The sequence below is a fragment of the Bradyrhizobium sp. WSM1743 genome, assembly GCF_000473065.1.
Classification (GTDB): domain Bacteria; phylum Pseudomonadota; class Alphaproteobacteria; order Rhizobiales; family Xanthobacteraceae; genus Bradyrhizobium.
The window spans coordinates 1-23,902 of the sequence record NZ_AXAZ01000065.1 but is presented as its reverse complement, the minus strand read 5'-3'; the positions used below and the strand labels follow the sequence as shown (position 1 = coordinate 23,902).

The 23,902-nt window shown below is 64.4% G+C and carries 27 protein-coding genes and 2 pseudogenes; 16 read left to right on the top strand and 13 right to left on the bottom strand.

Annotation, left to right across the window (positions count from 1 at the left end; genetic code table 11):
* Positions 1 to 24: 24 nt before the first annotated feature.
* The gene (locus YU9_RS0129960) at positions 25 to 1,227 is read right to left on the bottom strand and encodes a pyridoxal phosphate-dependent aminotransferase (protein ID WP_027576098.1); all 1,203 of its coding nucleotides are present in this window, start codon (positions 1,225 to 1,227) and stop codon (positions 25 to 27) included.
* Between the two features lie 593 nt (positions 1,228 to 1,820).
* Between YU9_RS0129960 and YU9_RS0129955 the strand changes: the two genes are divergently transcribed.
* The 5 genes from YU9_RS0129955 to YU9_RS0129935 all read left to right on the top strand — a co-directional run bounded on the left by YU9_RS0129955 (position 1,821) and on the right by YU9_RS0129935 (position 4,760).
* Entirely contained in the window at positions 1,821 to 2,471 is a 651-nt protein-coding gene (locus YU9_RS0129955) for a glutathione S-transferase family protein (RefSeq protein WP_027576097.1), read from the top strand.
* A 154-nt stretch (positions 2,472 to 2,625) separates the two neighbouring features.
* Positions 2,626 to 2,802 (top strand): hypothetical protein, encoded by a 177-nt coding sequence (locus tag YU9_RS49265; protein ID WP_198028318.1) that lies wholly within the window; start codon positions 2,626 to 2,628, stop codon positions 2,800 to 2,802.
* Between the two features lie 86 nt (positions 2,803 to 2,888).
* The gene (locus YU9_RS48260) at positions 2,889 to 3,035 is read left to right on the top strand and encodes a hypothetical protein (protein WP_198028321.1); all 147 of its coding nucleotides are present in this window, start codon (positions 2,889 to 2,891) and stop codon (positions 3,033 to 3,035) included.
* Positions 3,036 to 3,163: 128 nt separating this feature from the next.
* Positions 3,164 to 3,976, top strand: a complete 813-nt coding sequence (locus YU9_RS0129940) for a PAS-domain containing protein (protein ID WP_027576096.1) — start codon at positions 3,164 to 3,166, stop codon at positions 3,974 to 3,976.
* A gap of 328 nt (positions 3,977 to 4,304) precedes the next feature.
* Positions 4,305 to 4,760: a GNAT family N-acetyltransferase gene (locus YU9_RS0129935; protein WP_027576095.1), complete on the top strand. Its 456-nt coding sequence runs from the start codon at positions 4,305 to 4,307 to the stop codon at positions 4,758 to 4,760.
* Positions 4,761 to 4,927: 167 nt separating this feature from the next.
* Here YU9_RS0129935 and YU9_RS0129930 read toward each other — a convergent pair whose 3' ends face one another.
* The 3 genes from YU9_RS0129930 to YU9_RS0129920 form a co-directional block, all read right to left on the bottom strand.
* On the bottom strand, positions 4,928 to 5,251 hold the full coding sequence (locus tag YU9_RS0129930; protein WP_027576094.1) for an antibiotic biosynthesis monooxygenase: 324 nt from the start codon (positions 5,249 to 5,251) through the stop codon (positions 4,928 to 4,930).
* 163 nt (positions 5,252 to 5,414) lie between these two features.
* Positions 5,415 to 6,632: a DUF1501 domain-containing protein gene (locus YU9_RS0129925; RefSeq protein ID WP_036018511.1), complete on the bottom strand. Its 1,218-nt coding sequence runs from the start codon at positions 6,630 to 6,632 to the stop codon at positions 5,415 to 5,417.
* Between the two features lie 2 nt (positions 6,633 to 6,634).
* Positions 6,635 to 8,185 (bottom strand): DUF1800 domain-containing protein, encoded by a 1,551-nt coding sequence (locus YU9_RS0129920; protein ID WP_027576092.1) that lies wholly within the window; start codon positions 8,183 to 8,185, stop codon positions 6,635 to 6,637.
* Positions 8,186 to 8,299: 114 nt separating this feature from the next.
* On the opposite strand from YU9_RS0129920, the gene YU9_RS50295 reads away from it, so the two are divergent.
* Complete coding sequence (locus YU9_RS50295) at positions 8,300 to 8,518, top strand: cysteine-rich CWC family protein (RefSeq protein ID WP_027576091.1); 219 nt, start codon at positions 8,300 to 8,302, stop codon at positions 8,516 to 8,518.
* Positions 8,519 to 8,575: 57 nt separating this feature from the next.
* On the opposite strand, the gene YU9_RS0129910 is transcribed toward YU9_RS50295, so the two are convergent.
* The 3 genes from YU9_RS0129910 to YU9_RS0129900 form a co-directional block, all read right to left on the bottom strand.
* A complete protein-coding gene (locus tag YU9_RS0129910; protein WP_027576090.1) occupies positions 8,576 to 9,274 on the bottom strand; it encodes a glutathione S-transferase family protein in 699 nt (232 codons plus the stop codon).
* 131 nt (positions 9,275 to 9,405) lie between these two features.
* Complete coding sequence (locus YU9_RS0129905) at positions 9,406 to 9,636, bottom strand: hypothetical protein (protein WP_027576089.1); 231 nt, start codon at positions 9,634 to 9,636, stop codon at positions 9,406 to 9,408.
* A complete protein-coding gene (locus tag YU9_RS0129900; RefSeq protein WP_027576088.1) occupies positions 9,633 to 10,412 on the bottom strand; it encodes a sulfite exporter TauE/SafE family protein in 780 nt (259 codons plus the stop codon). The genes YU9_RS0129905 and YU9_RS0129900 overlap by 4 nt, the downstream gene beginning before the upstream one ends.
* 310 nt (positions 10,413 to 10,722) lie before the next feature.
* Between YU9_RS0129900 and YU9_RS0129895 the strand changes: the two genes are divergently transcribed.
* The 3 genes from YU9_RS0129895 (at position 10,723) to YU9_RS0129885 (ending at position 12,254) form a co-directional block, all read left to right on the top strand.
* Complete coding sequence (locus YU9_RS0129895) at positions 10,723 to 11,637, top strand: LysR substrate-binding domain-containing protein (protein ID WP_027576087.1); 915 nt, start codon at positions 10,723 to 10,725, stop codon at positions 11,635 to 11,637.
* 115 nt (positions 11,638 to 11,752) lie between these two features.
* A complete protein-coding gene (locus tag YU9_RS0129890; protein WP_027576086.1) occupies positions 11,753 to 11,974 on the top strand; it encodes a hypothetical protein in 222 nt (73 codons plus the stop codon).
* Between the two features lie 55 nt (positions 11,975 to 12,029).
* On the top strand, positions 12,030 to 12,254 hold the full coding sequence (locus YU9_RS0129885; protein ID WP_027576085.1) for a hypothetical protein: 225 nt from the start codon (positions 12,030 to 12,032) through the stop codon (positions 12,252 to 12,254).
* 40 nt (positions 12,255 to 12,294) lie between these two features.
* Here YU9_RS0129885 and YU9_RS44790 read toward each other — a convergent pair whose 3' ends face one another.
* Together YU9_RS44790 and YU9_RS0129875 are read right to left on the bottom strand one after the other, a co-directional pair.
* The gene (locus tag YU9_RS44790) at positions 12,295 to 13,500 is read right to left on the bottom strand and encodes an FRG domain-containing protein (protein WP_051380573.1); all 1,206 of its coding nucleotides are present in this window, start codon (positions 13,498 to 13,500) and stop codon (positions 12,295 to 12,297) included.
* Between the two features lie 97 nt (positions 13,501 to 13,597).
* Positions 13,598 to 14,887, bottom strand: coding sequence for a hypothetical protein (locus YU9_RS0129875; protein WP_156952206.1), 1,290 nt, complete (start codon positions 14,885 to 14,887; stop codon positions 13,598 to 13,600).
* A 323-nt stretch (positions 14,888 to 15,210) separates the two neighbouring features.
* On the opposite strand from YU9_RS0129875, the gene uvrB reads away from it, so the two are divergent.
* Positions 15,211 to 18,108 (top strand): excinuclease ABC subunit UvrB, encoded by a 2,898-nt coding sequence (uvrB, locus tag YU9_RS42920; protein ID WP_051380572.1) that lies wholly within the window; start codon positions 15,211 to 15,213, stop codon positions 18,106 to 18,108.
* Positions 18,109 to 18,200: 92 nt separating this feature from the next.
* Here the strand turns inward: uvrB and YU9_RS0129865 are convergent, their stop codons facing one another.
* From YU9_RS0129865 to YU9_RS42915, 3 genes and pseudogenes are all read right to left on the bottom strand, one after another.
* Positions 18,201 to 18,584 carry a hypothetical protein gene (locus YU9_RS0129865; protein ID WP_027576083.1) on the bottom strand — a complete coding sequence of 128 codons (384 nt, stop codon included), beginning with the start codon at positions 18,582 to 18,584 and terminating at the stop codon, positions 18,201 to 18,203.
* Between the two features lie 109 nt (positions 18,585 to 18,693).
* Complete coding sequence (locus YU9_RS0129860; protein WP_027576082.1) at positions 18,694 to 18,873, bottom strand: hypothetical protein; 180 nt, start codon at positions 18,871 to 18,873, stop codon at positions 18,694 to 18,696.
* 97 nt (positions 18,874 to 18,970) lie between these two features.
* Positions 18,971 to 19,195, bottom strand: a pseudogene (locus tag YU9_RS42915) (hypothetical protein); the annotation flags it as partial.
* A 278-nt stretch (positions 19,196 to 19,473) separates the two neighbouring features.
* Here YU9_RS42915 and YU9_RS0129850 point away from each other — a divergent pair.
* The 5 genes and pseudogenes from YU9_RS0129850 to YU9_RS49260 all read left to right on the top strand — a co-directional run bounded on the left by YU9_RS0129850 (position 19,474) and on the right by YU9_RS49260 (position 23,043).
* A complete protein-coding gene (locus tag YU9_RS0129850) occupies positions 19,474 to 19,920 on the top strand; it encodes a nuclear transport factor 2 family protein (protein ID WP_027576080.1) in 447 nt (148 codons plus the stop codon).
* 311 nt (positions 19,921 to 20,231) lie between these two features.
* A pseudogene (locus YU9_RS42905) lies at positions 20,232 to 20,671 on the top strand (nuclear transport factor 2 family protein).
* Between the two features lie 271 nt (positions 20,672 to 20,942).
* Positions 20,943 to 21,848 carry a hypothetical protein gene (locus YU9_RS0129840; protein WP_027576079.1) on the top strand — a complete coding sequence of 302 codons (906 nt, stop codon included), beginning with the start codon at positions 20,943 to 20,945 and terminating at the stop codon, positions 21,846 to 21,848.
* A gap of 328 nt (positions 21,849 to 22,176) precedes the next feature.
* Complete coding sequence (locus tag YU9_RS0129835) at positions 22,177 to 22,599, top strand: hypothetical protein (RefSeq protein WP_027576078.1); 423 nt, start codon at positions 22,177 to 22,179, stop codon at positions 22,597 to 22,599.
* A gap of 306 nt (positions 22,600 to 22,905) precedes the next feature.
* The gene (locus YU9_RS49260; RefSeq protein WP_198028317.1) at positions 22,906 to 23,043 is read left to right on the top strand and encodes a hypothetical protein; all 138 of its coding nucleotides are present in this window, start codon (positions 22,906 to 22,908) and stop codon (positions 23,041 to 23,043) included.
* Between the two features lie 39 nt (positions 23,044 to 23,082).
* Here YU9_RS49260 and YU9_RS49255 read toward each other — a convergent pair whose 3' ends face one another.
* A complete protein-coding gene (locus YU9_RS49255) occupies positions 23,083 to 23,229 on the bottom strand; it encodes a hypothetical protein (protein ID WP_027576077.1) in 147 nt (48 codons plus the stop codon).
* 513 nt (positions 23,230 to 23,742) lie between these two features.
* Here YU9_RS49255 and YU9_RS51200 point away from each other — a divergent pair.
* A partial coding sequence (locus tag YU9_RS51200) for a helix-turn-helix domain-containing protein (protein WP_036018503.1) occupies positions 23,743 to 23,902 on the top strand: 160 nt, incomplete at its 3' end.

Sequence of the window (23,902 nt, the reverse complement as noted above, 5' to 3'; positions counted from 1 at the left end):
CAATTTTGCACTGTCGCGACAAGCCTAACGCAGATTGCCGCAGAAGCGCTGGATGCGCTTGCAGGCGTCTTCGAGGTCCGAGGTCTTGGTCGCGTAGGAGATACGGAAGGCCGGGCCGAGGCCGAAGGCCGAACCCTGCACCACGGCGACGCCTTCGGTCTCCAAGAGCTCGGTGACGAACTGCTCGTCGTTCGAGATCACGTTGCCCGACGGCGCTTTCTTGCCGATGGTGCCGGCGCAGGACGGATAGACGTAGAACGCGCCCTCGGGACGCGGGCACTCGATGCCGCTAGCCTGGTTGAGCATGGAGACGACGAGGTCGCGGCGCTCCTTGAACACCTTGTTGTTGGCCGGAATGAACTCCTGCGGACCGTTCAGCGCCTCGACCGAAGCCCACTGCGCGATCGAGCACGGATTCGAGGTCGACTGCGACTGGATCGTCGCCATCGCCTTGATGAGATGCGCCGGACCGCCGGCATAGCCGATACGCCAGCCAGTCATGCAATAGGCCTTGGAGACGCCGTTCACGGTGAGCGTGCGGTCGTAGAGGCCGGGCTCGACCTGCGCAACGGTGGTGAACTGGAAGTCGTCATAGACGAGGTGCTCGTACATGTCGTCGGTCATCACCCAGACATCCGGATGCTTCATCAGCACGTCGGTGAGCGCCTTCAGTTCCGACTTCGTGTAGGCGGCTCCCGTCGGGTTCGACGGCGAGCACAGGATGACCCATTTGGTCTTCGGCGTGATCGCACGCTCAAGCGCCTCCGCCTGCAGCTTGAAACCGGTTCCGGCGGGGCAGACCACCGGCACCGGCTCACCACCGGCCAGCGCGACCATTTCGGGGTAGCTGACCCAGTACGGTGCGGGAATGATCACCTCGTCGCCCGGATTGATGGTCGCCATCAGCGCGTTGTAGAGCACCTGCTTGCCGCCGGTGCCGACGATGATCTGGTTCGGCTTGTAGGAAACGCCGTTCTCGCGCTGAAACTTGGCGATGATGGCTTCCTTCAGCTCAGGGATGCCGTCGACCGCGGTGTACTTGGTCTTGCCGGCCTCGATGGCGCGGATCGCCGCCAGCTTGATGTTGGCGGGCGTGTCGAAATCGGGCTCGCCGGCGCCGAGGCCAATGACGTTGCGCCCCGCCGCTTTCAGCGCGCGTGCTTTATCCGTGACCGCGATGGTCGCGGACGGCTTCACACGGTCGAGCGCAGCGGCAAGGAAGGACATCATCATCTCCTGGCGAGCGTCGTGAAGCCTTTCGCCTCACGACTATGATTGTGGGAATGCGTCACCCTAAGACGTGTGCCGCTGCGCCGCAAGAAACTTCGGCCCGATCCCGGAAAAGTTTACGAATTTCGAGCGGCTTGAGGTGCGATCTCCCGTAATATTCCGCAACTTTGCCGCTCAAATTCCTCATATCCGGCAAGGCCTGTCCTCGGAGCAATTTTGCCTGCGCGTGGGGAGGTTTTGCACCGTCATGGCCGGGCTTGTCCCGGCCATCCACGTCTTGCCACACGGCGCGAAGAACGTGGATGCCCGGGACAATGCCCGGGAATGACGGCATACTGATTTCGTGAGAGCGCCCTAATCGCTACGCTGTTTACACCAATGCACGACAGAGTATCTCCCGGCGTTGACGCAAGCGTGAACTGAATTGCATCGTCGCGCGGAAATGATCTTCCGCAGCATTGCAGTGCGGTAGGGTTTTCGAGTTTTTCTATTGGCTGGCTCTTGCGGCGGATTCGCATCGGCATCATTGTTTAGCCGCCTCGCGGGGCAACGAGCGCCGCGTCTTCTTGTCCTCGGATTCGAACCCCAGAATGTACAAGCTCTATTCGATGCAACGCTCGGGCAACAGCTACAAGGTCCGCCTTGCGCTGGCGCTGCTCAACCTGCCTTACGAAGCGGTGGAGGTGGACATTCTGCGCGGCGAGAGCCGCACGCCGGACTTTCTGAGCAAGAACCCCTCGGGGCAGGTGCCGCTGCTCGAAGTCGGTGAGGACCGCTATCTCGCCGAGTCCAATGCCATCCTCTGGTACCTTGCCGTTGGCACGCCGCTCGCACCGGAGAACCGCATCGACCGCGCCGAGGCGTTGCAATGGATGTTCTTCGAGCAGCACGCGCTCGAGCCGAACATCGGCGCGGCCTATTTCTGGCTGTCGCTGGTCAAGGGGGGCCGCGACCTCCAGACCCATTCGCTGGAGGACTGGATGGAGCGCGGCTATGGCGCGCTCCAGGTGATGGAGAACCATCTCAAGACCTGCGCCTATTTCGCCGCGCGCCAGCTCACGGTCGCCGACATCGCGCTGTACGGCTACACCCATCTCGCCGACCGCTGCGACTTCGATCTGTCGACCTTCCCGGCGATCCGGGACTGGCTGAAGCGCGTCGAAGCCACGCCCGGCTTCGTGACGATGGAATGGCGCCCGGCCGACATCGACGACCCCGCCAGCATCGCGGCGGGCGCCTGACGGCGCCACCCGCTCCCGCGAATAACGGGCATAAGGGCCATCCTTGCCGCAATCCCGCCACTTTCAGCGCGATCGCCGCCGCAATATTGCCGGTTGAAACTGTGAATTTCTGGAAATCGCGGGTGATTCGCTCGCGTGTTGAAGGATTTAGACCATGATGCGGACGTCCGGCACGGCAGGCTTTCAGAGCCCATCCGCTACCGTTGCGTCTTCCCGGCTCACCCATGCGGTTGCGGCCTCGCTCGCCGTCGCCGCGCTCTCGCTGTGCCTGATCGTCACCCTGACGGTGCTGTCGACCAAGGCGACCATGGCGATGGGCCTGCCGGTCTGATTCCCGTTTCATCCTGGACCAGCCTTCAGGGCGCCGCGTGGCCCAGCGCCGACCGGCATTGCGACAGGACGTCGATGAAATCACCTGTGATAGTCGTTGCAATCACCCTGACTGCGGCCATCCTGGTCGCGGCATCGCTGCTGATCATCGTCGGCACGCGCAAGGGCGCGGGGACGTCGACGCTGAATGCGCCGACGCTGCAACAGCGCGTCAAGCACGCGCACATGGTCTAAAATCATCCGAAAACCCTCCGCTTGCACGCAAGCGCACCTTAAGCACGCCGCGCGAAATCGCATCGTCGTCGCGCAACAATCAGTCAGTGTGGCGGCGTTGCCTCGTTCTGGAGGAGGGAGACTGGTCCATGCGGTTCGGATGGCGTGCGATCTCCGGTCCGGCGCTGACGGCAGCAGCCCTGCTGCTGGCAATGCTTTTCGACCGCGTTATCCCCACGCCCTCGCCCGCGCCGCTGTTCGTCTGTATCGTGGCTCTCGCCGGCGCGCTCGCAGGTCTCGCCTCCGCCATGACGACCGCGGTTGTCGCGGTGATCGGCACGGCGCTGTTCTTCCTCCACCACCACGGCGTATCCGGCTATGGCCCCGCCGATCTGGTCCGGCTCGGCCTCCTGGCCATCACGGCTGCCGGCACCGCCGGCATCACCGGCCTGATGCGCGAGCGGCTGCTCGGCACGTTCGCAGCCGAGCGCCGGAGCCACGCCACGGCCGCGCGGCTGTCGGCCGCGCTCGACCAAGTCGATATCGGCATCGTGCTGCTCGATGCCGAGACCCGGGCCGAATTCATCAACCGCGCGTTCCGCGATTATTTTGCGGTACCGGACGAGGTCGCCGACGGCAAGCCGCCCTTCATCGCACTGATGTATCATGGCCGCGACACCGGCGCGTTCGAGCTGCCCGAGGACGAGCTCGGCACCTTCATCGCGCAGCGCATGGAGATGGTGCGGGTCGGCGATGCCACGCCGATCAACATCAAATTGCGCAACGGCGAGGTGCTGCGCTTCGTCTGCACCGCGCTGCCCGACGGCGGGCGGATGCTGAGCTACACCCCGGTGACCGACCTCGTGCGCCACACCGATGCGCCCTCGCGCGCCGACTACTATCGTTCGCTGCGCGACCCCGGAAACCGCGGGCTGATCCGGTATCTGCGCATCGCGGAGTGATGCGACTGCGCCGTGCGCTCATCGTGTGCCGGTGCTTGCGGAAGCAGCCCCTCACGCCACCCTCTCGCCGTAAGAACGGGACGAGGGAGTGAGAGAGCGGTGCGTCCCTCACTCAGGACATCGCATGCTGCGCGTCTTAACCTCTCCCCGCTCTTCTACGGAGAGAGGTCGGATCGCTCCGGCGATACGAAGCATCGTTCGGCGCGATCCGGTGAGGGGTATGGGCACACTGTTGCCATGACTGCATATCGATCCAACTGTTGAGACAATTGATCGCCTCGCCCTTCATCACGTATGAAGGATCCTTCACTGATCGTGGAATTCTCACATGTCCCTCATCATTCGCGCCGTCACCAAGCAGGACTACGATCAATGGCTGCCGCTGTGGGACGGCTACAACGCATTTTACGGTCGCTCCGGCCCGACCGCGCTCGCGCCCGAGATCACGCGCATGACGTGGCAGCGCTTCTTCGATGCCTATGAGCCGATGCACGCGCTGGTCGCCGAGGACGGCGGCCGCTTGCTCGGGCTGACGCATTATCTGTTTCATCGCAGCACCACCGCGATCGAGCCGTCCTGCTATCTGCAGGACCTGTTCACGCTCGAGGCCGCGCGCGGCAAGGGTGTCGGCTCGGCGCTGATCCATGGCGTCTATGAGCGGGCAAAACTGGCGGGATCGCCGCGCGTCTACTGGCAGACGCATGAGACCAATCTCACGGCGCAGCGCCTGTACGACAAGATCGCGGAGCGATCCGGCTTCATCGTCTATCGCAAGATCTTCTGAATCCGGCGCGCTGGAGCCCTGTGGATAACTCCACCTGTCACCCGCGCGTTACATAGCAAGGTTACGCTGGCCTTGCGTCTGGTCAGGCCCCCGTCACCGATCAAGCGCCCCAAGCGGTCCCCGTCAGTCGCCGCGTCTGACAGGGGCCGCATTTTTTTGCGGCAGCGTCACTTCGCGCCGCGCCCCACGGTCTGCATCACCTCAAAACCTTCGAACTGGGGATGGCCGAGATAAAGCGGCTTGTTGTCGCCCGCCCGGTGATGCGCCGCGCGAAACGCCTCCGACTTGGTCCAGGCCTCGAAGGCTGCGTGGTTCGCCCACACGGTATGCGAAGCATATAGCGTGTGGTCCTCGGCTTCCGGCCCGCGCAGCAGATGGAATTCGATGAAGCCGGGCACCTTGTCGAGATGGGTGTCGCGCGTGAGCCAGACCTGCTCGAAGGCAGACTCGGAGCCCTTGGCGACGCGGAAGCGGTTCATGGCGATGTACATGCGGGAGGTCTCCTGGTGTTCGGCTCATCATGTCGTCATTCCGGGACGCGCCGCAAGGCGCGGGCCCGGAATCCTTTTTGCGGCAAAACCCGTGGATGAATGGATTCTCAGATGCGCAATTGCGCATCATAGTTCGCGCTTTCGCGCGCCCCGGAATGACGGCTTAAACGACCAGCCCCTTCACTGGCTTCACGGCCGCGCTGTCCGGAAACACCGTCTCCGCGAGCACGCGATCGGACAAGCCGAACTGGTCCTGCAGCACGCCTTTGATCACGGAGCGCAAGTCCGTGGTCGGCTTGAGGTCGCGGCCCTCGTACAAGTTCGCTAGCTTGAGGCCCGGCCAATCTGAGATGACGCGGCCGCCTTTCACGGCGCCGCCGGCGAGCAGTGCGACCGTAGCCGTGCCGTGATCGGTGCCGTCGGTGCCGTTGATGCGCGCGGTGCGGCCGAACTCGGTGGCGACGACCACGACGGTGTCGCGCCAGCGATTGCCCAAGCCGCTTTCGAATTCGGCGAGCGCGCCATCGAGCCCGCCGAGCAGGAAGGCGAGACGCCCCACAGGGCCGCCCTCATTGGCATGCGTGTCCCAGCCGTCGAAGGCGAGCGCGGCGATGCGCGGACCGTCATCGGCCGCCATCAGCTTGGCGGCGCCGCGCGCCACTTGGCGCATCTGTGCGACGGCGTTGCCGCGCGTCGCCTTCATGTCGTCGCCGGCAGCGAGCTTGTCGAGCTGAAGGCCTTGCGACAGCGCCATCGCCAGTGCGGGATCGCGGTGGCGATAAAGCTCGACGAGCCGCATCGCGGTGTCGTCATCCGCCTGCGGCAGCGCCACCGGCGCCCAGCCGACGGTCGGTGCATTGCCACGCAGCACCAGCGGCGTGGTCGGGCCGACCGCAAGACCGCTCGACACCCGCTCACCGCGCGGCAGCGCTTCCAGCGCGCGGTTGAGCCAACCGGACTGCACGCGGCCGGGACCGGCATAGCCGCTTTCGAGCACGTCCTGACCGTCGAAATGCGAGCGGTCGCGATAGGGCGTCGCCACCGCATGGATCACCGCGGCATGCCCATCCCTGTAGATGCGCGCAAACTCCGGCATCGCCGGATGCAATGCGAAGAACGAGTCGAGCATGATCGCGGGATGCGGACCATCCGCGGTGAGCGCGATCGATCCGTGCAGGCCGGCGTAATCAGGATCGCCGATCGGCGCGACGGTCGAGAGCCCGTCCAGCGCGCCGCGCAGGATCACCACGATCAATCGCGGATCGCGCCCGTCGGCCGCGTGGGCGAATTTCGGCAGGTAAGCCCAGGCTGCAAAGGAGGCGCCGCCGAGCAGGAGGCTACGGCGCGACGTGAGGAGCCGGTTCTCGACGCAGTCGATCATCATCATCTCCTCTGCATTTCCGGCGACATCAACAGCAGCGCCAGCGCCTGCGGTCGGGACTCCGCGCGCTCGATGGTGCGACGCGTTTCGATCGATGCCGCGTCGGCCGCGGCGAACTCCAGCAGGTCGAGCGGATCGATGTTGTTGCCGAGGCGCGCGCCGATCTGCGCCGCGATGTCGAGCCTGAGCTTGATGCCTTCAGGCGCGGCCCAGGCGGCGCTGGTGTCGGGGAAGCCGTTGGGGCCCGGCGGTGACCATAGCGGCTGGCCGAGCAGGTTGAGACTGTTGAGATATACCCCGGGATCGTCCGGCACGCGCGCGAGCAGACGGCCGCTCGCGACCAGGAAATCGTAAGGCGAGCGCAGCTTGGTGAGCGGCGCGCGCCAAGCCTCGTCGGAATCGACGAGCGTGGTCGCCATCGCCTTGAGATCGCCGTCGGTCCTGACGAAGACGTCGCGCAGCCGCGCAACGAGCGCCGGCGGCGGATCATCTGCGACGAAGTGACGGACGAATTTGGTGGCGATGAAATTCGCGGTCGACGGATGTCGCGCGAGGTCGGCGAGCGCGGCTTCGCCCTGCGCGAGCCCGGTGGCCTCGTAGGTCTTGCCGAGCAGGACTTGCGGCCCGGGCTGATGCGCATTGACGTTGAAGACGAAGGAGCCGGGGACCCCCAACTGCCCCTGCCTTCCGGCAAACGTCCAGCCGGTGATGATGCGTGCGAGCGAGGTGACGTCGCCTTGTGTATAGCCGCCGCCGACGCCGAGCGTATGCAGCTCCATGATCTCGCGCGCGAGATTTTCGTTGAGCCCGCGCTTGCGGTTTTGGCCCGCCCGCGAATCCGGCCCCAGCGATTGCTGGTTGTCCAGGAAGAACAGCATCGCCGGATGCTGCTCGACCGCCCTCAGCATGTCGGCGAAACGCCCGAGCACGTGCGGCCTGATCGCCTCGCGCTCGAACGCGCCGGCCCAGATCCGCGCCAGCTCGCCCTTGCTGGCGGAGATGCAGAAATGGTTGGACCAGAACACGACGAGCCGCTCGGTGAGGCCGCAGTCGACCAGTGTCGCGCGCTGCAGGCGCGCCAGCACCTCGGCGCGAAAGGTTTTCTGGATCACGTTGAGCGGCTGCGGCGCGGGCTTTGCGGCAGGCGGCGCGGCGTTCGGCTGCATGGTCTCGGGCCTGACCGGCGCATCAGCGGGCTTGGCATCGGCCATCTGGCCGGTGATCTCCGCCGCTGCGTTCAGCGAGAGATTGCGGCGCAGGGCGGGCTTCTGATCGGCAGGCGGTTGTGCCGGCGTTTCGGCGGGCGCGGCGGCCTTGGCGGCCTCACGCGCCTGCTTGACCTGGTCCTGATAGGCAAACACGGCCTGGCCGAGCTGCGGCGTCGATTGCAGGCCCGGCGCTTCTAGCAGCACGCCGTTGGGACGCGCGAGCTCCGCCTTCACGAAGCCGCGCGGATCGGATGCTGCGTTGATGAGATCGCCCGATGCACCGCCGCGGGCGCCGAAGCCGAAGCGGTTGAGCGCGATAAGGGCGGCTTGCGAATCGCGGGCCATCGGTCTGTCCTTCGCGCGTTGGGAGCCGCTTTCCTGATACGGGCGCGGCGCGTAATATACCGCAGCGACAGATGAACCCGACATGAAAATGACGGCGAAGCTTCGGCGTAAATCATGACAAATCCGAAAGAATCCGCGTTGCAGGAACCACGCCGCCTGGCCTGCTCCCGCTGCGGCACCGAGTTCGGCTGCGAGCTCTCGGGCAATTGCTGGTGCGCGGAGGAGACGGCACGGCTGCCGATGCCGATTGAGGGGCAGGATTGTTTGTGCCAGGAGTGCTTGCGGAAGGCGGCGGCAGAGGCCGCGCGTAGCCCGGATGGAGCGCAAGCGTAATCCGGGAATCGCTGGGCAAGATTCCCGGATTGCACTTCGCTCCATCCGGGCCGAAGGTTACACTTCATACCCCGGCGATTTGCGCGCCATGCCGTCGAACGCATTCAGCAGTTTTTCGCGCCAGGCATAGACCGGATCATCCGATTCGAGCAGCTTGAACGGACTGACGACGCGCGCCCATTGGAAACCGCCGAACACGATGTAGTCGGCGTAGTTCGGCGCATCCCCGCCGATGAAGGGTTGCGTCTTCAACGTCTGGCGCATCACCTCCAGCGACTTGCGGAACGCGATTACGCCGGCATCGCGGCTCGCCATGATCTCCTCGAGAGACTTGCCGCCGAAGCGCGCCTCGCGGGACTTGCGGAAATACGCGGCATCGACCTCAGCCAAATTCTTCGGGATATCGGCGATGATGAGCGGAAAGATGCCGCCGACGATGGCGATGTCGCCGAAGGCATTGATCATGCGCGCCATCGCGCGGCCGCCCTCGCCGCCGAACAGCGACGGGCGATCCGGGAAATTGTCTTCGAGATAGGTCGCGATGGTCCAGGAATCGACCACGGGCTTGTCATCGTGCAACAGCACCGGGACCTTCTCCGAGCCGTGCGGGGCAAGCACGCTCTTCTCGGTGAAGCGCCAGGGCAGCGATTCCGCCGATAGTCCCTTATGCGCCAGGGCCATCCGCGTGCGCCAGCAATACGGGCTGAAGGGACGCGAGGGATCGGTGCCGACGAGTTCGAACAATCTGAGTGACATGCAAGCTGTCTCCACACGCTCCGTCATTGCGAGGAGCTCTTGCGACGAAGCAATCCAGACTGCTGCCGCGAAAGACATTCTGGATTGCTTCGCTTACGCTCGCAATGACGATGTGGAAGCAGTCGTGAAAGTCACCGCCCGTTGGTGCGCAGCAGCCTCTCGCCGTCCTTGGTTACCGCGATCACCAGCCCGAGGCCGGCAACCGTCTCGCGGGCGACGTAGCCGCGGTCGGCGGCGTCCTCCCAGATGGTGAGGCGCGGGCACGAGGTCTTCCAGGTTGCGATCACCTCGGCATAGGCGCGCGGCTCGCGGGCCACCCATTCGACGAAGTCCAGCACCAGCGGATCGGCAGCCTCGCTCATTGCAAACCTCCCTTGTCGAAGGCGGCCAGAACCGGCGCACGAAGCAACAGCCAGCCGCCATGGGCGATGTAGTAGCAGGCAATGGTGGTGATCAGCTTGTTGGACCAGGCGATGAACTGCTGGTCGGTCATCGCTTCCAGGATGCGCCGCGCCAGCGTGGTGCCGAGCATCGAGGCGGCAATCGCGACGCCGGCGAGCACGGGATCGAGGCTCGCCGCCTGATCGATGATGCTGCCGAAATAGACCAGCTTGGTGAAATGGCTGACGAGCTGGCACATCGCTTTCGTCGCCACCTTCTCGCGCCGGCCGAAATCGCCGCCGAGGAAGAAGGTGTCGAGCAGTGGGCCGGAGACGCCGGTCATCAGCATCAGCCCCATGCAGATCGTGCCATAGACCGTGCCCTGCCAGAGCCGGTCCGGATCCGCCTTGATGTTCGCGGGCAAGAGCCGCGCCATGAACGGGGTGATACCGAGTAACAGCAGCGCCGTCGGCTTGTCCGGCACGTAGCGGGTGAGCGACCAGGCGGCGAGCGCGACGGCGGCGCCGACCATATAGTTCGCGACCGGCCGCCAGCGGATATGCGCCCGCCACAGGAACGCGCGCCAGCCGTTCGAGGCCATCTGCGTGATCGCATGCAGCACCATGGCGGTCGGCAGCGGCATCAGGGCCAGCAGCACGCCGATCAGGATCAGCCCGCCCGCCATGCCGAACAGCCCCGACAGGAACGCGGTGGCGACCATCAGCAAACCGAGGGCAGCGATCATGATGGGCGTCACGAGGGTATCTCCTGATAGGCGAGTGAGGGACGCAAACTGCTTCACTCCCTCGCCCCGTTGTTACGGGGAGAGGGTGGGGTGAGGGGCCGCGTCCGCAATCACGGTGATAGTTGGACTCGCGGAGAGTCCCCCTCACCCGGATTGCATCTTCGATGCAATCCGGCCTCTCCCCGCAGGCGGGGAGAGGCGAAGGCAGCGGCGCCTCCCGGTAAATCAACTTGAAATTACTCTCATTCTTCTGCCTCGCTTGCTCCCCCTTCGCAAACTGAGTTATCTTGCCCTGGCATCAGCTTTCCTGAGGGTGGATCATTTGCGGCGGCTGTTGTTTCTCAACGGCATCAAGGCGTTCGAGGCGGCGGCGCGGACCGGCAGCTTTGCTGCGGCCGGGCTGGAGCTGAGCGTTTCGGCGGCCGCCGTCAGCCGCATGGTGCACCTGCTGGAGGAGCGGCTCGGCGTCGCGCTGTTCGAGCGCAAGGCCAACCGCCTGGTGCTGACGCAGGCCGGCCGCGCCTATCAGGGCGGACTGACCCCGATCTTCGATGCGCTGGCGAGCCTCACCGCACAGGTGACGGCACCTGCCAGCGTGCGCGTGCTCACCATCGGTGTCGGCCACACCTTTGCGATGCGCTGGCTGATCCCGCGCCTGTCGGAGTTTCGCAGCGAGGAGCCCGACATCGAGGTGCGCTTCACCACCGGCGGCGCCGCGGTGCCGTTCGGCGAGGACTGGAGCTGCGGCATCAAGCTCGGCACCGGCGACTGGCCCGGCCTCGTCGCCGAGCCGCTGTTCGCCGGCGATCTCACCCCCGTCTGCGTGCCCCGCCTCGCGGGCGGCCTGAAGCGTCCGGCCGATTTGAAGGGACCAAGCCTGATCCGCGTCGCGCACTCACCCGAGGACTGGCCAATCTGGCTGAAGGCCGCAGGCGCTGCGCGGATCAACGCGCGTGGGCCCGAGTTCCAGTTCTACGGCCAAGCGCTCCAGGCCGCCGCCGACGGGCTCGGCATCGCCATGGGCATCCGCCCCTATATCGACGACGATCTCGCTGCCGGCCGGCTGGTGGCGCCATTCGACCTCTCGGTGCCCAAGGGCATGCGCTGGTACCTGCTCTATCGCAGCTTTCAGACCGAACAGCGCGACTTTGCCGCCTTCCGCCGCTGGATCATGCGGGCGGCGTCGGAACCCGCCGCCCGCCCGCGGCGGATCGGCCGCACCGCGGCGCGGACCTGAAGCCTCTTCGATAAGCCCTGGGGCAAAAAAGCCGACCACGTGTGAACGGCTTCACATCCCAGAATCCGCAAACGTGGTCCCCTGACCCTCCGAAAAGAAACGTGGGACCTACACTATGACGACCCTTTACGACGGCTTTGACATCGAATCCTTCGAAGCTGGCAAGGGGCTGTGGCACGCGCGAATCCGGCGTGCCGATTTCAGCCCGGTGGCCATCGACGGCGTGCTGTTTCCTGCCATGGAAGTCGGCTTCGCCTGGCCCGATCGCGATGCCGCGATTGCCGATGCCAAGCACCACATCGATCGCTTCCGCCGGCGGGCCGACAGCGACGAATAGACCAACGGGTCCGCGGGCGGACCAGAGACAGGGCGGCGCAAGGGGAAAACCGGTCATGTCCATCATCGAAATCAACGCAGCGCGGCCGCGGATCTACGCCCGCGCGGTGCTGTCCAACTGCCCGGAATGCGACGGCGATCTCGCGGTGCTCCGCGTGATCGGCGGCCGCGCCGGATGCGAGTACTGGACCATGCGCTGCACCGATTGCGGCGGCATCCATCTCGACATCCTCGAGCCGGATGTCACGGCCGGGAACGACGAGGGGCCGCTGCCGGCATGAGGCGGTCCAGGCAACCGCACAGGCAGGTTACTTTCTAAGGTCAACGCTCGCGAAACAGCTCCGGCGCGCCTTGTACCTCAGTAAGATCGATCTCCAGCATCGTCCCATCATGCTCGATCAATATCCCGACGGTGAAGGCGCCGTACGCCCAGAGCTTCAGAACAGCCTTGCCGTTGCGGGCGGGCTCTCTGCACACGGACTGCGCGAATGAATCGTGAAGATGGAATACGACGTCGCCTGAAAGCACCTTGTGCTCGCTGCGGACCGCGGACACCGTCAGGGTAATCCTGAACCAGTCGGTGTCGCTTTCAGCGACGCGCGCGGTAACTCTCCAACCATTATTCGTGCTCTTTCCGCCCCATTGGCCTTTTTGCGGATCTCTCGGATTGATCCGGGGACTCGGCGACATCGCGCCGACCCTTGCTTTGCTCTTGGCGAGCGTGCCAGCGCGCGCCGTGCCAGCCGAGGAGCTCACGACCGGCGCCTCGGGCAACAGTGCAGTCGCTCGATAACTCTGAATAGCTATCAGACGCCTCGACAATCCGTCGAGGTCAGCCATGATCGCCGCATGATGGACGCCGCTCGCGTCCAGCTTTCTGCGGAAATCGGCCTTGCACTCCTTGCCAATCACGATCTGCTGCATGTCCTCGCTTTGGTAGGGTTGATCGGGCTTCGGATGAACGGTGAAGAGCCCACGCTGCGATACCAGACGCGGTGTGACGTAACCCGGATAAAAGAAAGCAACGTCCGTCACGCCGAAGGGAGATTGTTGTTCGAGGTCGCCGGGCTTAACTTCCTCCGGCCGGCGGATGATATAGAGGCCGGCATCTTCTTCGTCATTTCCCCACACGGCGAAGAACAACGACACGGAGGGTGATTCCGACCAATCCAGCAGACGCGTCGGCACACCATGATGTTGTGCAAGTGCAAGCCACTCCCAGTTGCTGGCGGGCCGGACCGGCAGGAACGGCAACGCTTCGCGCTTGAATTGGTTGAACAAGGCCTGCTCGCGCGCCTCCGAATATTCGTAGCCCTCGCGTTGGCGGCCCACGGAGGTCACGAGAGGAAACCGCACCGAGGCAACGCCACGAAAGAGGTAGTTGCCGTCCAGATAGCGCTCGATGTGATTCTGGAACTCGTTCCAGCTCCGAACGCGCCGCCGGTCCCAAGGGCGCTTGTCAACCAGCTCGTGCGTAAGCTTGTCGGTCTGCTCGCTCGAAACACGAGCCTTGGCTTGCCGTGCCATCAGCTTCTCCTGAAAACATCAATGTAAAATCACACTGCAAATGCCGTAGACGGTCTTGGACGTCCGGACGCGCGGCAACAGCCCCGCTCCGCGTCCTTCATCGCGCCAATTGCGCTGCCTTGTTGGAGACCTGAAAGGCGCCGACAGGTGTGCTCGGCTGAGGCCTGTCGTTCGGCGCCGCAGCCTGTACGGGGGGCGTCGTCGGTGCCCGTGTCGCACCGCGCAAATTGGTCAAGTTGACGACGACGTCGTACCAGAATGGCGAACCCAGTCCGATCAGCAGACCGCCCAGGATCAAGTAAATCCAGGCGCGTGGGACGGTCGGCACCCCGAACCAGATATCCTTGTACTGCGTGCCTTGCGCACCCTTGTAACCCGGGTCGTCGGCGGCGCAGGCATGCATGAGTTTCCCAAACCCTTCGCTCTCCTTGGTTTCCTTGTTGAGGCAACTCCAGACAAGAATATACATGCCCGCGTCTTTGATCCGTTCGGGCGTCCAGCCCAGCGGTACACCGAGGTCGGAGAACTGCGTGGCGGTCGTCGTGACATGGCTCAGCGCGTCGTTCCAGGTCCTTTTCAGTTGCTCAACCTGCTCCTTCGCGTCCGGCGGCGGCGTGACTTTCTCATTGGCAAGATTTGCCAATGCCTGAGCAGCGTCAGCGCTCGCTTTATATTGCGCGGTTACGGCCTGCGCCTGCTCGATGACCTTCGCCCGCGCATTTGGATCCCGCAGATAGGTCTTGAACAAATCGACTGCGTCGACATGCACGACGAAGGCGAGCACGATCGCGATCGCGACCGACATCATGCGTGCGCGACCCTGGAAATAGACGCCGGCATCCTTGCCGAAGCCTTCAAACTTCTGAGCGATGTCCTTCAGCACGACATCGACGGCGTCGGCCGCGCTTGCACCCGCCGCCGTGGCCGCGGCGTCCACATTGGCCTTGATCTCCATCCCAACCTCAGCGCTGCCGAGGCGCTCCATGAAGTCGACGAGCGACAGCTCGGTCACTCGACGGCCGCCCCATAGATTGCCGAGGCGAAGCGACGGCTTCGTTGCGTTCTCGGGCGGCTTCGACACCAGAGTTGGGTCCGGGGGCAACCCGACCGGGACACGGTTGGCCGTCATCCGCTCGATGAAGGCGCTCCGCAAGGTGTCCATCACATGCATGGGTGTGACGTCTGCCACCTGTATCTTCTTCAGACCGGCCAGTTTCGTGAGATAGGCCTGGTCAGCGAGCTTCGATGCTGCCAGGGGAGCCAGATATTTCGAAAGAACCTGATCGAACAGCTGGCCCAGCATGTACTGAAGGCCGCGCTCCCGCAGCTTCAAGGTGCGATGCACGACCTCGACCAGCGACGAGCAGACCAGCGACAGAGCGAGCATGGTGATCGCGAAAGCGAGCGCGGCTTCAATGAGCGGCATGGCGACCCTTCCCCCAAAGGTTCCGCACTCATACAATCATGAGATGTTTCGTTTGGCAACCGCGCCCACAAGATGAAGCTCGGCACGAAGACGTGCGAGTCTCACTTGCGCAAGCTTCACCGCGCCACCCGGAGTTCGCGCCCCGAGCGCTTCGGACGGGGCGGCGTGCTGCCCCGACCCGGTCGAACCGCCCTCCGTCAGTGCTGCCAACCTGCTGTCAGCAGCCTGCATAGCAACGGGCATTCGCCCTTTATCGCGGGGCGGACTCGTCCCATATTCGCCCCATGGCGAAGAAACCTGCATCTCCCGAAAAATCCGGCAAATCCCCCAAATCCAAAGCACATCGGCCCGACGTGCAGCCGATCGGGCCGGCGCTGGCCGAATTGCTCAATCCCGCGATCAATCGCGGCGATGCCGGGCTTGGATCGGGCACTGGGCTGCAGCCACCGCCGGACAATTCGCGCGACCGTCGCGCCGGCGGCGAGGCTGCGGCGCATCGCGCGCGCGCTTCGACGCCGAAGGACTTCCCCAGCGACCGCCCGGCAGGACTGGAGGAGGCACCGCAGGCCAATTACGGCACCGCGGCCACGATCCCGACACTCGATCCGGAACTGGCGCGGCAGCTCGGACTGCCGACCGAGGAGGACGATGCCGAGGCGCTGGCGCGTCCGCCGCGTTCCAAGATGGAGGCGCTCGGCGTCAAGGCGACCGCCGACGCACTGGAATCGCTGATCCGCGAGGGCCGCCCGGAGTTCCGCAAGGACGACGGCTCCATGAAGGTGTGGACGCCGCACCGGCCGCCGCGCCCGGAAAAGTCCGAAGGCGGCGTCCGCTTCGAGATCAAGTCGTCCTATGAACCCAAAGGCGACCAGCCGACGGCGATCGCCGAGCTGGTCGAGGGCGTCAACCGCAACGACCGTTCGCAGGTGCTGCTCGGCGTCACCGGCTCGGGCAAGACCTACACCATGGCCAAGGTGATCGAGGCGACACAGCGCCCGGCGCTGATCTTGGCGCCGAACAAGACGCTGGCCGCCCAGCTCTATGGCGAGTTCAAGAATTTCTTTCCGGACAACGCGGTCGAGTATTTCGTCTCGTACTACGACTACTACCAGCCGGAAGCGTATGTGCCTCGGACGGACACGTACATCGAGAAGGACTCGTCCATCAACGAGCAGATCGACCGCATGCGCCATTCGGCGACGCGCGCGCTGCTGGAGCGCGATGACGTCATCATCGTCGCCTCGGTGTCCTGCATCTACGGTATCGGCTCGGTCGAGACCTACACGGCGATGACGTTCGCGCTGAAGAAGGGCGAGCGCATCGACCAGCGCCAGCTCATCGCGGACCTCGTCGCGCTGCAGTACAAGCGCACCCAGGCCGATTTCACCCGCGGCACGTTTCGCGTGCGCGGCGACGTCATCGATATCTTTCCGGCGCACTATGAGGACCGCGCCTGGCGCGTGAACCTGTTCGGCGACACCATCGAGACTATCGAGGAGTTCGATCCGCTCACCGGCCACAAGCAGGACGAGCTCGAATTCATCAAGATGTACGCCAACTCGCACTATGTGACGCCGCGCCCGACGTTGGTGCAGGCGATCAAGTCGATCAAGTTCGAATTGAAGCAGCGGCTCGATCAGCTCAATAATCAGGGGCGCCTCCTTGAAGCGCAGCGGCTGGAGCAGCGCACCACCTTCGACCTCGAGATGATGGAGGCGACGGGAAGCTGCGCCGGCATCGAGAACTATTCGCGTTATCTGACCGGGCGCCGGCCCGGCGAGCCGCCGCCGACGCTGTTCGAATACGTGCCCGATAACGCGCTGATCTTCGCCGACGAGAGCCACGTCACCATCCCGCAGATCGGCGCCATGTTCCGCGGCGACTTCCGCCGCAAGGCGACGCTGGCCGAATACGGCTTCCGCCTGCCCTCCTGCATGGACAACCGCCCGCTCCGCTTCGAGGAGTGGGACATGATGCGACCGCAGACCATCGCCGTGTCGGCGACGCCGAGCGGCTGGGAGCTGAACGAGAGCGGCGGCGTGTTCGTCGAGCAGGTCATTCGCCCCACCGGACTTATTGATCCTCCCGTTGATATTCGCCCGGCCCGCACGCAAGTGGACGATCTCGTCGGCGAGGTCCGCGCCACCGCGCAAGCCGGCTATCGCTCACTGATCACGGTGCTGACCAAGCGCATGGCTGAGGACCTCACCGAATATCTGCATGAGCAGGGCATTCGCGTCCGCTACATGCACAGCGATATCGACACCATCGAGCGCATCGAGATCATCCGCGACTTGCGCTTGGGCGCGTTCGACGCGCTGGTCGGCATCAACCTCCTGCGCGAAGGCCTCGACATCCCCGAATGCGCGCTGGTCGCAATTTTGGATGCCGACAAGGAAGGCTTTCTGCGCAGCGAGACTTCGCTGATCCAGACCATCGGCCGCGCCGCGCGCAACGTCGACGGCAAGGTAATCCTCTATGCCGACCAGATGACGGGATCGATGGAGCGCGCCATCGCCGAGACCAACCGCCGCCGCGAGAAGCAGGTCGAGTACAACACCGCCAACGGCATCACGCCGGAGAGCGTCAAGAAGCAGATCGGCGACATCCTCAACTCGGTCTACGAGCGCGACCACGTGCTGGTCGAGGTCGGCGGCCACGACATGACCGACGACGTCATCTCGATCGGCCACAACTTTGAAGCCGTGCTCGCCGATCTCGAAACAAGGATGCGCGAGGCCGCCGCCGATCTGAACTTCGAGGAAGCCGCGCGCCTGCGCGACGAGGTCAAGCGCCTGCGCGCCACCGAGCTCGCCGTGGTGGACGACCCCACCGCCAAGCAGCGCGCGGTGCAGAGCAGGGCCGGCGCCTATGCCGGCACGAAGAAGTACGGCGACGCCGCCAACCTCCCCGTCAGCGCGATGAAGAACAAGAGCGCCGCAACGGCGCTCAAGGCCGGCGGCGGCAAGGGCTCCCGCGTGCACAAGCCGCATCTCGACGAGATGCACGGCCCGGAATCGCTGCCGTATCGCGAGAGCCGCGCGCTGCCGTCAAAGCCGTTCGGCAGCACCAGCCGGATCATCCAGCCGACGGACTCACGGCAGTCGGGGCCGGAGTTCGGGCCTGCACCGAAGTCGACGGGCGGCGCGCCGGGAAGGCGCGGGGGGTGGAAGAAGAGGTAGGGACTGCAACGCTTCATCCTGCCCTTCGTGGTTATGGATTCCGGGCTCGCCGCTTTGCGGCGCCCCGGAATGACGAGGAAGAGATTTTCCTTTCACCCCACGCTCGCCGTCACCACGGCCATTACCGACAGCAGAAGCACGATGGTGACGAGCTGGAGCGAGGCGACCGGCTGGGTGCGCCATGCCGTGATCTTGTCGGACAGCGACAGATGGGCCTCGAAGAACTTTGGCTCATAGACGGTCTTGAACAAGCCAGGGAAGCTCGGCCCCAGCGTCACCGCGAGCATGGCGTGGGCGAGCGAGGCGATGGCGACGAAGATGGCGACGCCGGGGTCGCCGACGAGGTCGTGGTTGCCGACGAGCTTGAGCAGGAAGGCCGCAGTGGCGAAGGTCGGGAAGCTCTGCAGGATCGCGGTCAGCGCGAGGCCTTCGAGCGCGTTGTGCAGGCGGGACTTTCTGGCGGCGATGGTAGCCATGGCAGATCTCCCTGATGACATGGGGATGACGTTAGTGACGGTGCCCGTGAGCTGATGTGAGATGGGTCACGCCTGCCGAGAAACTGCGGTAGGCGGACCGGCGACGGCGTCAGAGCTGACGGAAGAATACGAGGTAAATGACCAGGCCGACCGTTGAGAACGACAGCACAACGCCGAGCCGGTTGTACTTGACGCCCGGCGAGCGGACTGCGCTTTTTCTGAAACGAATGAGGAAATACAGGAACAGAATTGCGAGGACGATGCCCCACAAGAACTTCCCGACCGCCATTTTTCCCTCGCCCGACTCAACCCCAACGTTTGCGGCTGGAACTTACCATCCGGGCATGGCGGACAGAAGCACATGGGTTGAAGTTTTTCGTGCCCCTACAGCTTCCCTGCCCGTTGATCTGGCTCTGCTGCCGTTGCTTCTCCTGCTCCTTGGCGTGGTGTCGGCCGTAGAGGCACCCGGCGGCGCCTAGCGCGCCGTGATGACCGGCATAGTGGCCGGCGACGCCACCGACGATGGCACCCTTGATGCAGCCCTTGGCGTTGACGGCGGAGGTCGCGCTGCACATGAGCAGCACAGTGGCGATGGCGACGAGAGATTTCATGATCGATGTCTCCGGATGCGATGTCGGCCCCTCAACGAGCGCGGATGGGGCCGGGTTCCAGCACCCTGGCGAGACGCGCCTCGCAGATAGGCGTGCGGCGTCATCGCAAGGTGCAAAAGCCCGCACGCAGACAAGTGCGCAACCGGCCATTGCTGCCCTTGAACGCGCCTGGGCGCTGCGCGTCATAACCGGCAAGCACCCTGTGTTTTTGCGGATTGATGGACCCGCGAGGCCCGCGGTAGCGTTTGCAATCCACTGCCAACGAGGGTGGGAGCAGCATGACGGTTGAATCGCTGAACAGGCAACGCGTGCTGCACCTGCTCGACGCTTTCGCGCGCGGCGATATCGAGACGGCGCTGTCCTGCTGCACCGACGACGTCGACTTCCTCACCCACGCGCCGATCGACCTGCTGCCGCACATGGTGCCGCGCCACGGCAAGGCCGAGTTGCGCGAGCTGTGGCAGACGATCTGGTCGCGCTATTCGGAAGTTCGCTACAAGGCGCCGCATATCGTCGCCGAGGGCGAGGCGGTCGCGACCTATATGCACGCTTACTTCAGGAAGCGCAGCAACGATCGTGTCGTGCAGTTCGACATGGCGGTGTTCTACAGCTTCCGCGGCGGGCTGGTGGCGGAGATCCGCGAGATCATCGATTCCTACGACCTTGTGCAGCAGGTGCTGGAGCGGGAGATCGGGCCGCTGATCACGGGGGCGCGGGCGGATTGATCCTTTGTCCCGCCCGCATCCCCTGAGATCGCGGTGAGACCTGTACCCCCTCACCCGAATTCGATCTGCGATCGAATTCGACCTCGCCTCCGCAAGCGGGGAGAGGTGAAGAGCGCACCGAGACCCGGGAGATTACGGGGTTCTATTGTAAATCTCACAAAACCCGTTCAATGGTGCATTGCGAAAACGTGAATTGCGTTTTGGCCGAAATCCCGTATTTTATTCGCATACAAACGAGTTGAGCCCCGCACCTGACTGTGCATGGGGTTGTTTTCCGTTTCTTTCGCAAGCCAGCTTCAGGACTGCCCCAAATGACAGAGCACAGCCTCTGGCGTTTCTCGCGTGCGTTGCACCGCGCGATCAACGACCGGCATTTTAGGGATATCGAAGCCCTGATCGACGAGGACGTCGAGTGGGCGCTCTACGGCCCGATCGACATGTTCCCGTCCTCGGCGCGCGCCAGGGCAAGGATGCCGTGCTCGACGTCATCCGCCAGCTCGCCGACAATTTCCACGTCCGCCGCTTCGACCGCGAGAGCATCATGCTCGGCGTCGATTCCGCCGCCTCGATGCTGCGCTATTCGCTGACGGCCCTGGATTCCAACAAGCCGATCAGCTTGCGCGTGGCGCAATTCGCCCAGTTCAGGGCGGGCAAGCTCGTCAGCATGCGCGTGCTGATCGACACCTTCGACCTGGTTGAGCAGGCACTCGGCCGCGCCATTCATCTGCCGAAGATGACCAGCGTCGGCTGAGGGGGACGCCAACGGGCCCCCGCTTGTCAGGACCGATGACAAGGCGATCGCGACGTCCTGGCCTCCAGCCCCGCCGGATGCCGTCGCATCACGAGCTCGTCATCGGGCGCGCGCCTGTCGCGCGGCCCGTTGGTTCGCGTCCCCTGGCGAACCGCCACAATTCCGCACCGATAAATCGGCATTTTCAGCGCCGGAATAGCGCATGGTCTTTGCGGACGGCCAATATATTATATTGCCGGAAAGCATGCGCCGGGGGCTCGCGGGCAGGACGATGGAATTCTCGACAGGGTTTGGCTGGACCAGGCTGCCATTGCTGGCGGCCGTATTCATTTTGGGCTCGGTGCTGACGGTCTCGGCGCAAATCATTCCGCCGACAGCGGCTGCGGAAGAGACGGAGACCGAGGCCGCTGAGGCGCCCGACGTCAACGACCCCGACGTGCTCAAGGGCATCGATGTCGACAAGCTCGACTGGAGCCAGCTCGCGGTCGATGCCGGCACCGGCATTGACCCCATGGCCGCCAAGAAGCGTGCCCAGGCCGCCGCCAAGGAGGGCCTGGACTGGTCGTCGAACCCCAATGCAAACGGCTCCTCGGCGGTGACCGTGAAGCAGTCCGTGTTCTCGTTCTGGGATACCCGAGTCGGCGCCGACATGACGGTGGCGAGCGAGCCCCGGACGATGTCCGAGCTGCTGGCGCAGAAGGCCGCCAATGGCGGCAGCCTGCCGCAATCCTCCGGCAGCGCCTGGGCGGCGGCGACCGCGCCCGGCGCGGGCTCGATCTGGGACAAGACCGCGGTGGAAGCCCGGGTCGATCCCGGCGCCGAGCACAGCAAGATCGGGGCGTCACTAATCAAATCGGTGCCGCTGTCGGGCGACACCTCGCTGACGCTGCAAAACGGCTACAGCGTCAACCAGCAGGGCAGCACCGCAGTCCCTGGCATCGGCGGCCACGTCACGCGCAATTACGAGACCGAGCAGACCGCCAAGGTCACCCTCACCGACACCGGCACCAGCATCACCGCCGGCCAGACGCTGTCGACCACCGACGACAAATGGCTGCGCAAGTTCGGGGCCGAGCAGAAGCTGTTCGACAACGTCACCGTCTCCGGCTCGGTCGGCGAGACCTCACAAGGCGCGATCAACAAGAGCGTGACGGCCGGTTTCAAGAAGAGCTGGTAGACCGAGCCTTCACTCCTTCCCCTCATCCTGCGGGCGCTCCGAAGGAGCGCGTCTCGAAGGATCGAGGCCCGCTGCGAGAGCCGGGCCTCTCATGGTTCGAGACGCGCGCGAAGGGGCGCGCTCCCCACCATGAGGGGATGGGTTTGCCGTCCTAGCCGCCGTTCACACTCTCCTAACCATACGCCACGGCAAAACCCCCGAATGGTCCGGCCTTGCCGCATCTCGGCCCATTTACGGTCAAATTCGGACGCCCTGATGCGGGCTGCCTCACAGACGTCGTCGTGCGGGGGACACTCGCGCTGCGCTCAACGCGAACAGGGGAACAACGATGAACGCCATTCGCCCGGAAAAGATCGAAGCCACTGAGACCGAAACGGTCGACACCAACCTTGCCGCCGTGACCGAGGTCGAGGCTGGGATCCGCGATTTCGTCCGCAACGATATCGCCTATCTGCGCCGTCCGGCGTCGAGCACCACCGACGCGCCGCCGCTCGACCCGAGCGCGGAAGCGACCGTCAACAACGTCAATTCGCTGATCCAGCGCGTCGCCGGCACCTCGCTCGCCGAGATCGAGAATTTGATCTCCGAGCTCGAGAGCCTGCGCGACCTGCTGCACGCCGAAGGCCAGCGCGTCCAGCGCGAGATCTCCGGCTACGCCCAGCTCAGCCAGGCCGCGATGAAGTCGACCCGCATGATCGCCGACAACGTCGCGCAGTGGAAGCGCGCCGCCGACGGCCTGCGCAACAGCTGATCGCAAAGCACCGCATCACCAGCCGCCGCGTTCCCGGAAGGGAGCGCGGCGGTTTTGATTTCTGGAGTGTGAGGGATGCACACTCTCCTCAACGAAGGTGTCATCGCCCGGCTTGACCGGGCGATCCAGTCCTCCGAGACGGAGAGGCAAGAACCGACAGGCCGCGGCGTACTGGATGCCCCGGTCAAGCCGGGGCATGACAGCGGAGAATGTGGCGCGACCAGCGCCCGAATTGAACCCCCAGCCCCTCCCCGGCGACCAATGCCAAGCGCCCGTGCAGGTACGGCCGGGCTCAGGGGACATGTCATGGAAAGCATTCGGCCCGACAACACGGACCCTATATCGCTGCGGCCCGCGCCTAGTCAGCTCGGCACGATCATGCTGCGCTTTGTCGGATTGCTGGCGGTTGCGATCGCGGTGCTGGCGTTCGTCTATAGCCGCTGACACAGGGCCGGAGGCCGGCCCCGTAAAATCAACGAAGCCTTACCAGGCGGCTTCCACGGTCGAGGCTTCCAGCGTGTAGGCGCCATCGGCATAGCCCTTCACCACCATGCCGGCGACCAGCATCACGGCCAGCGTCGCGGTCGCGAAGATGAATCCAACGAATTTGAGTGCGCCGCGATCAGCCATGGTCCTCGTCCCCTGTCTCTGCCAATTCGTTTCAAATAGACAGCGACAGGTTCATAATTAGTTAGCATCTCACCGGTTCCGCCAAACTGCTTCGCGGTAACCATGTTGCGCAGGCTTATGGCAGCCGACCAAAATCGCGTCCATAGCGCGCGGGCAACACTTGGTCGGTTTTTGGATCTGGCAGTGTTCCCCTCTCCGTGACGATCCAGCAACGCGCGCGATGCGCATTGCTGCGCCCTCGCCCCTTGTGGGAGAGGGCAGCGACGCAGGTGGACGAAAGCTCGCTTGGGTGAGGGGTGTGTCTCGGCAGGCGCGTTCGCGGAGAGAACCCCTCATCCGGCGCCGTAGCCGAAGCTTCGCTTCGGCGTTCTTGAGAACGGCGGCCGAAGGCCGCCTATGCCACCTTCTCCCGCAAGGGGAGAAGGGAAGAATGTGTCCAAACCGGATAGATTGGGTAACACAGTAGACCGGATGGACGGGTGACAGTTCTCTATCGGCTGGGAGGATCAGCCGATGCCTTGGCGAGAGAGCTGTGCAATGGACCAACGGGTACGCTTCATATCGGAACAGCGAACCGGCTTGTGGACGATGACGGAGCTTTGCGAGCGCTACGAGATCAGTCGCAAGACCGGTTACAAGTGGCTGGATCGCTACCGGTTGGAGGGGCCTGGCG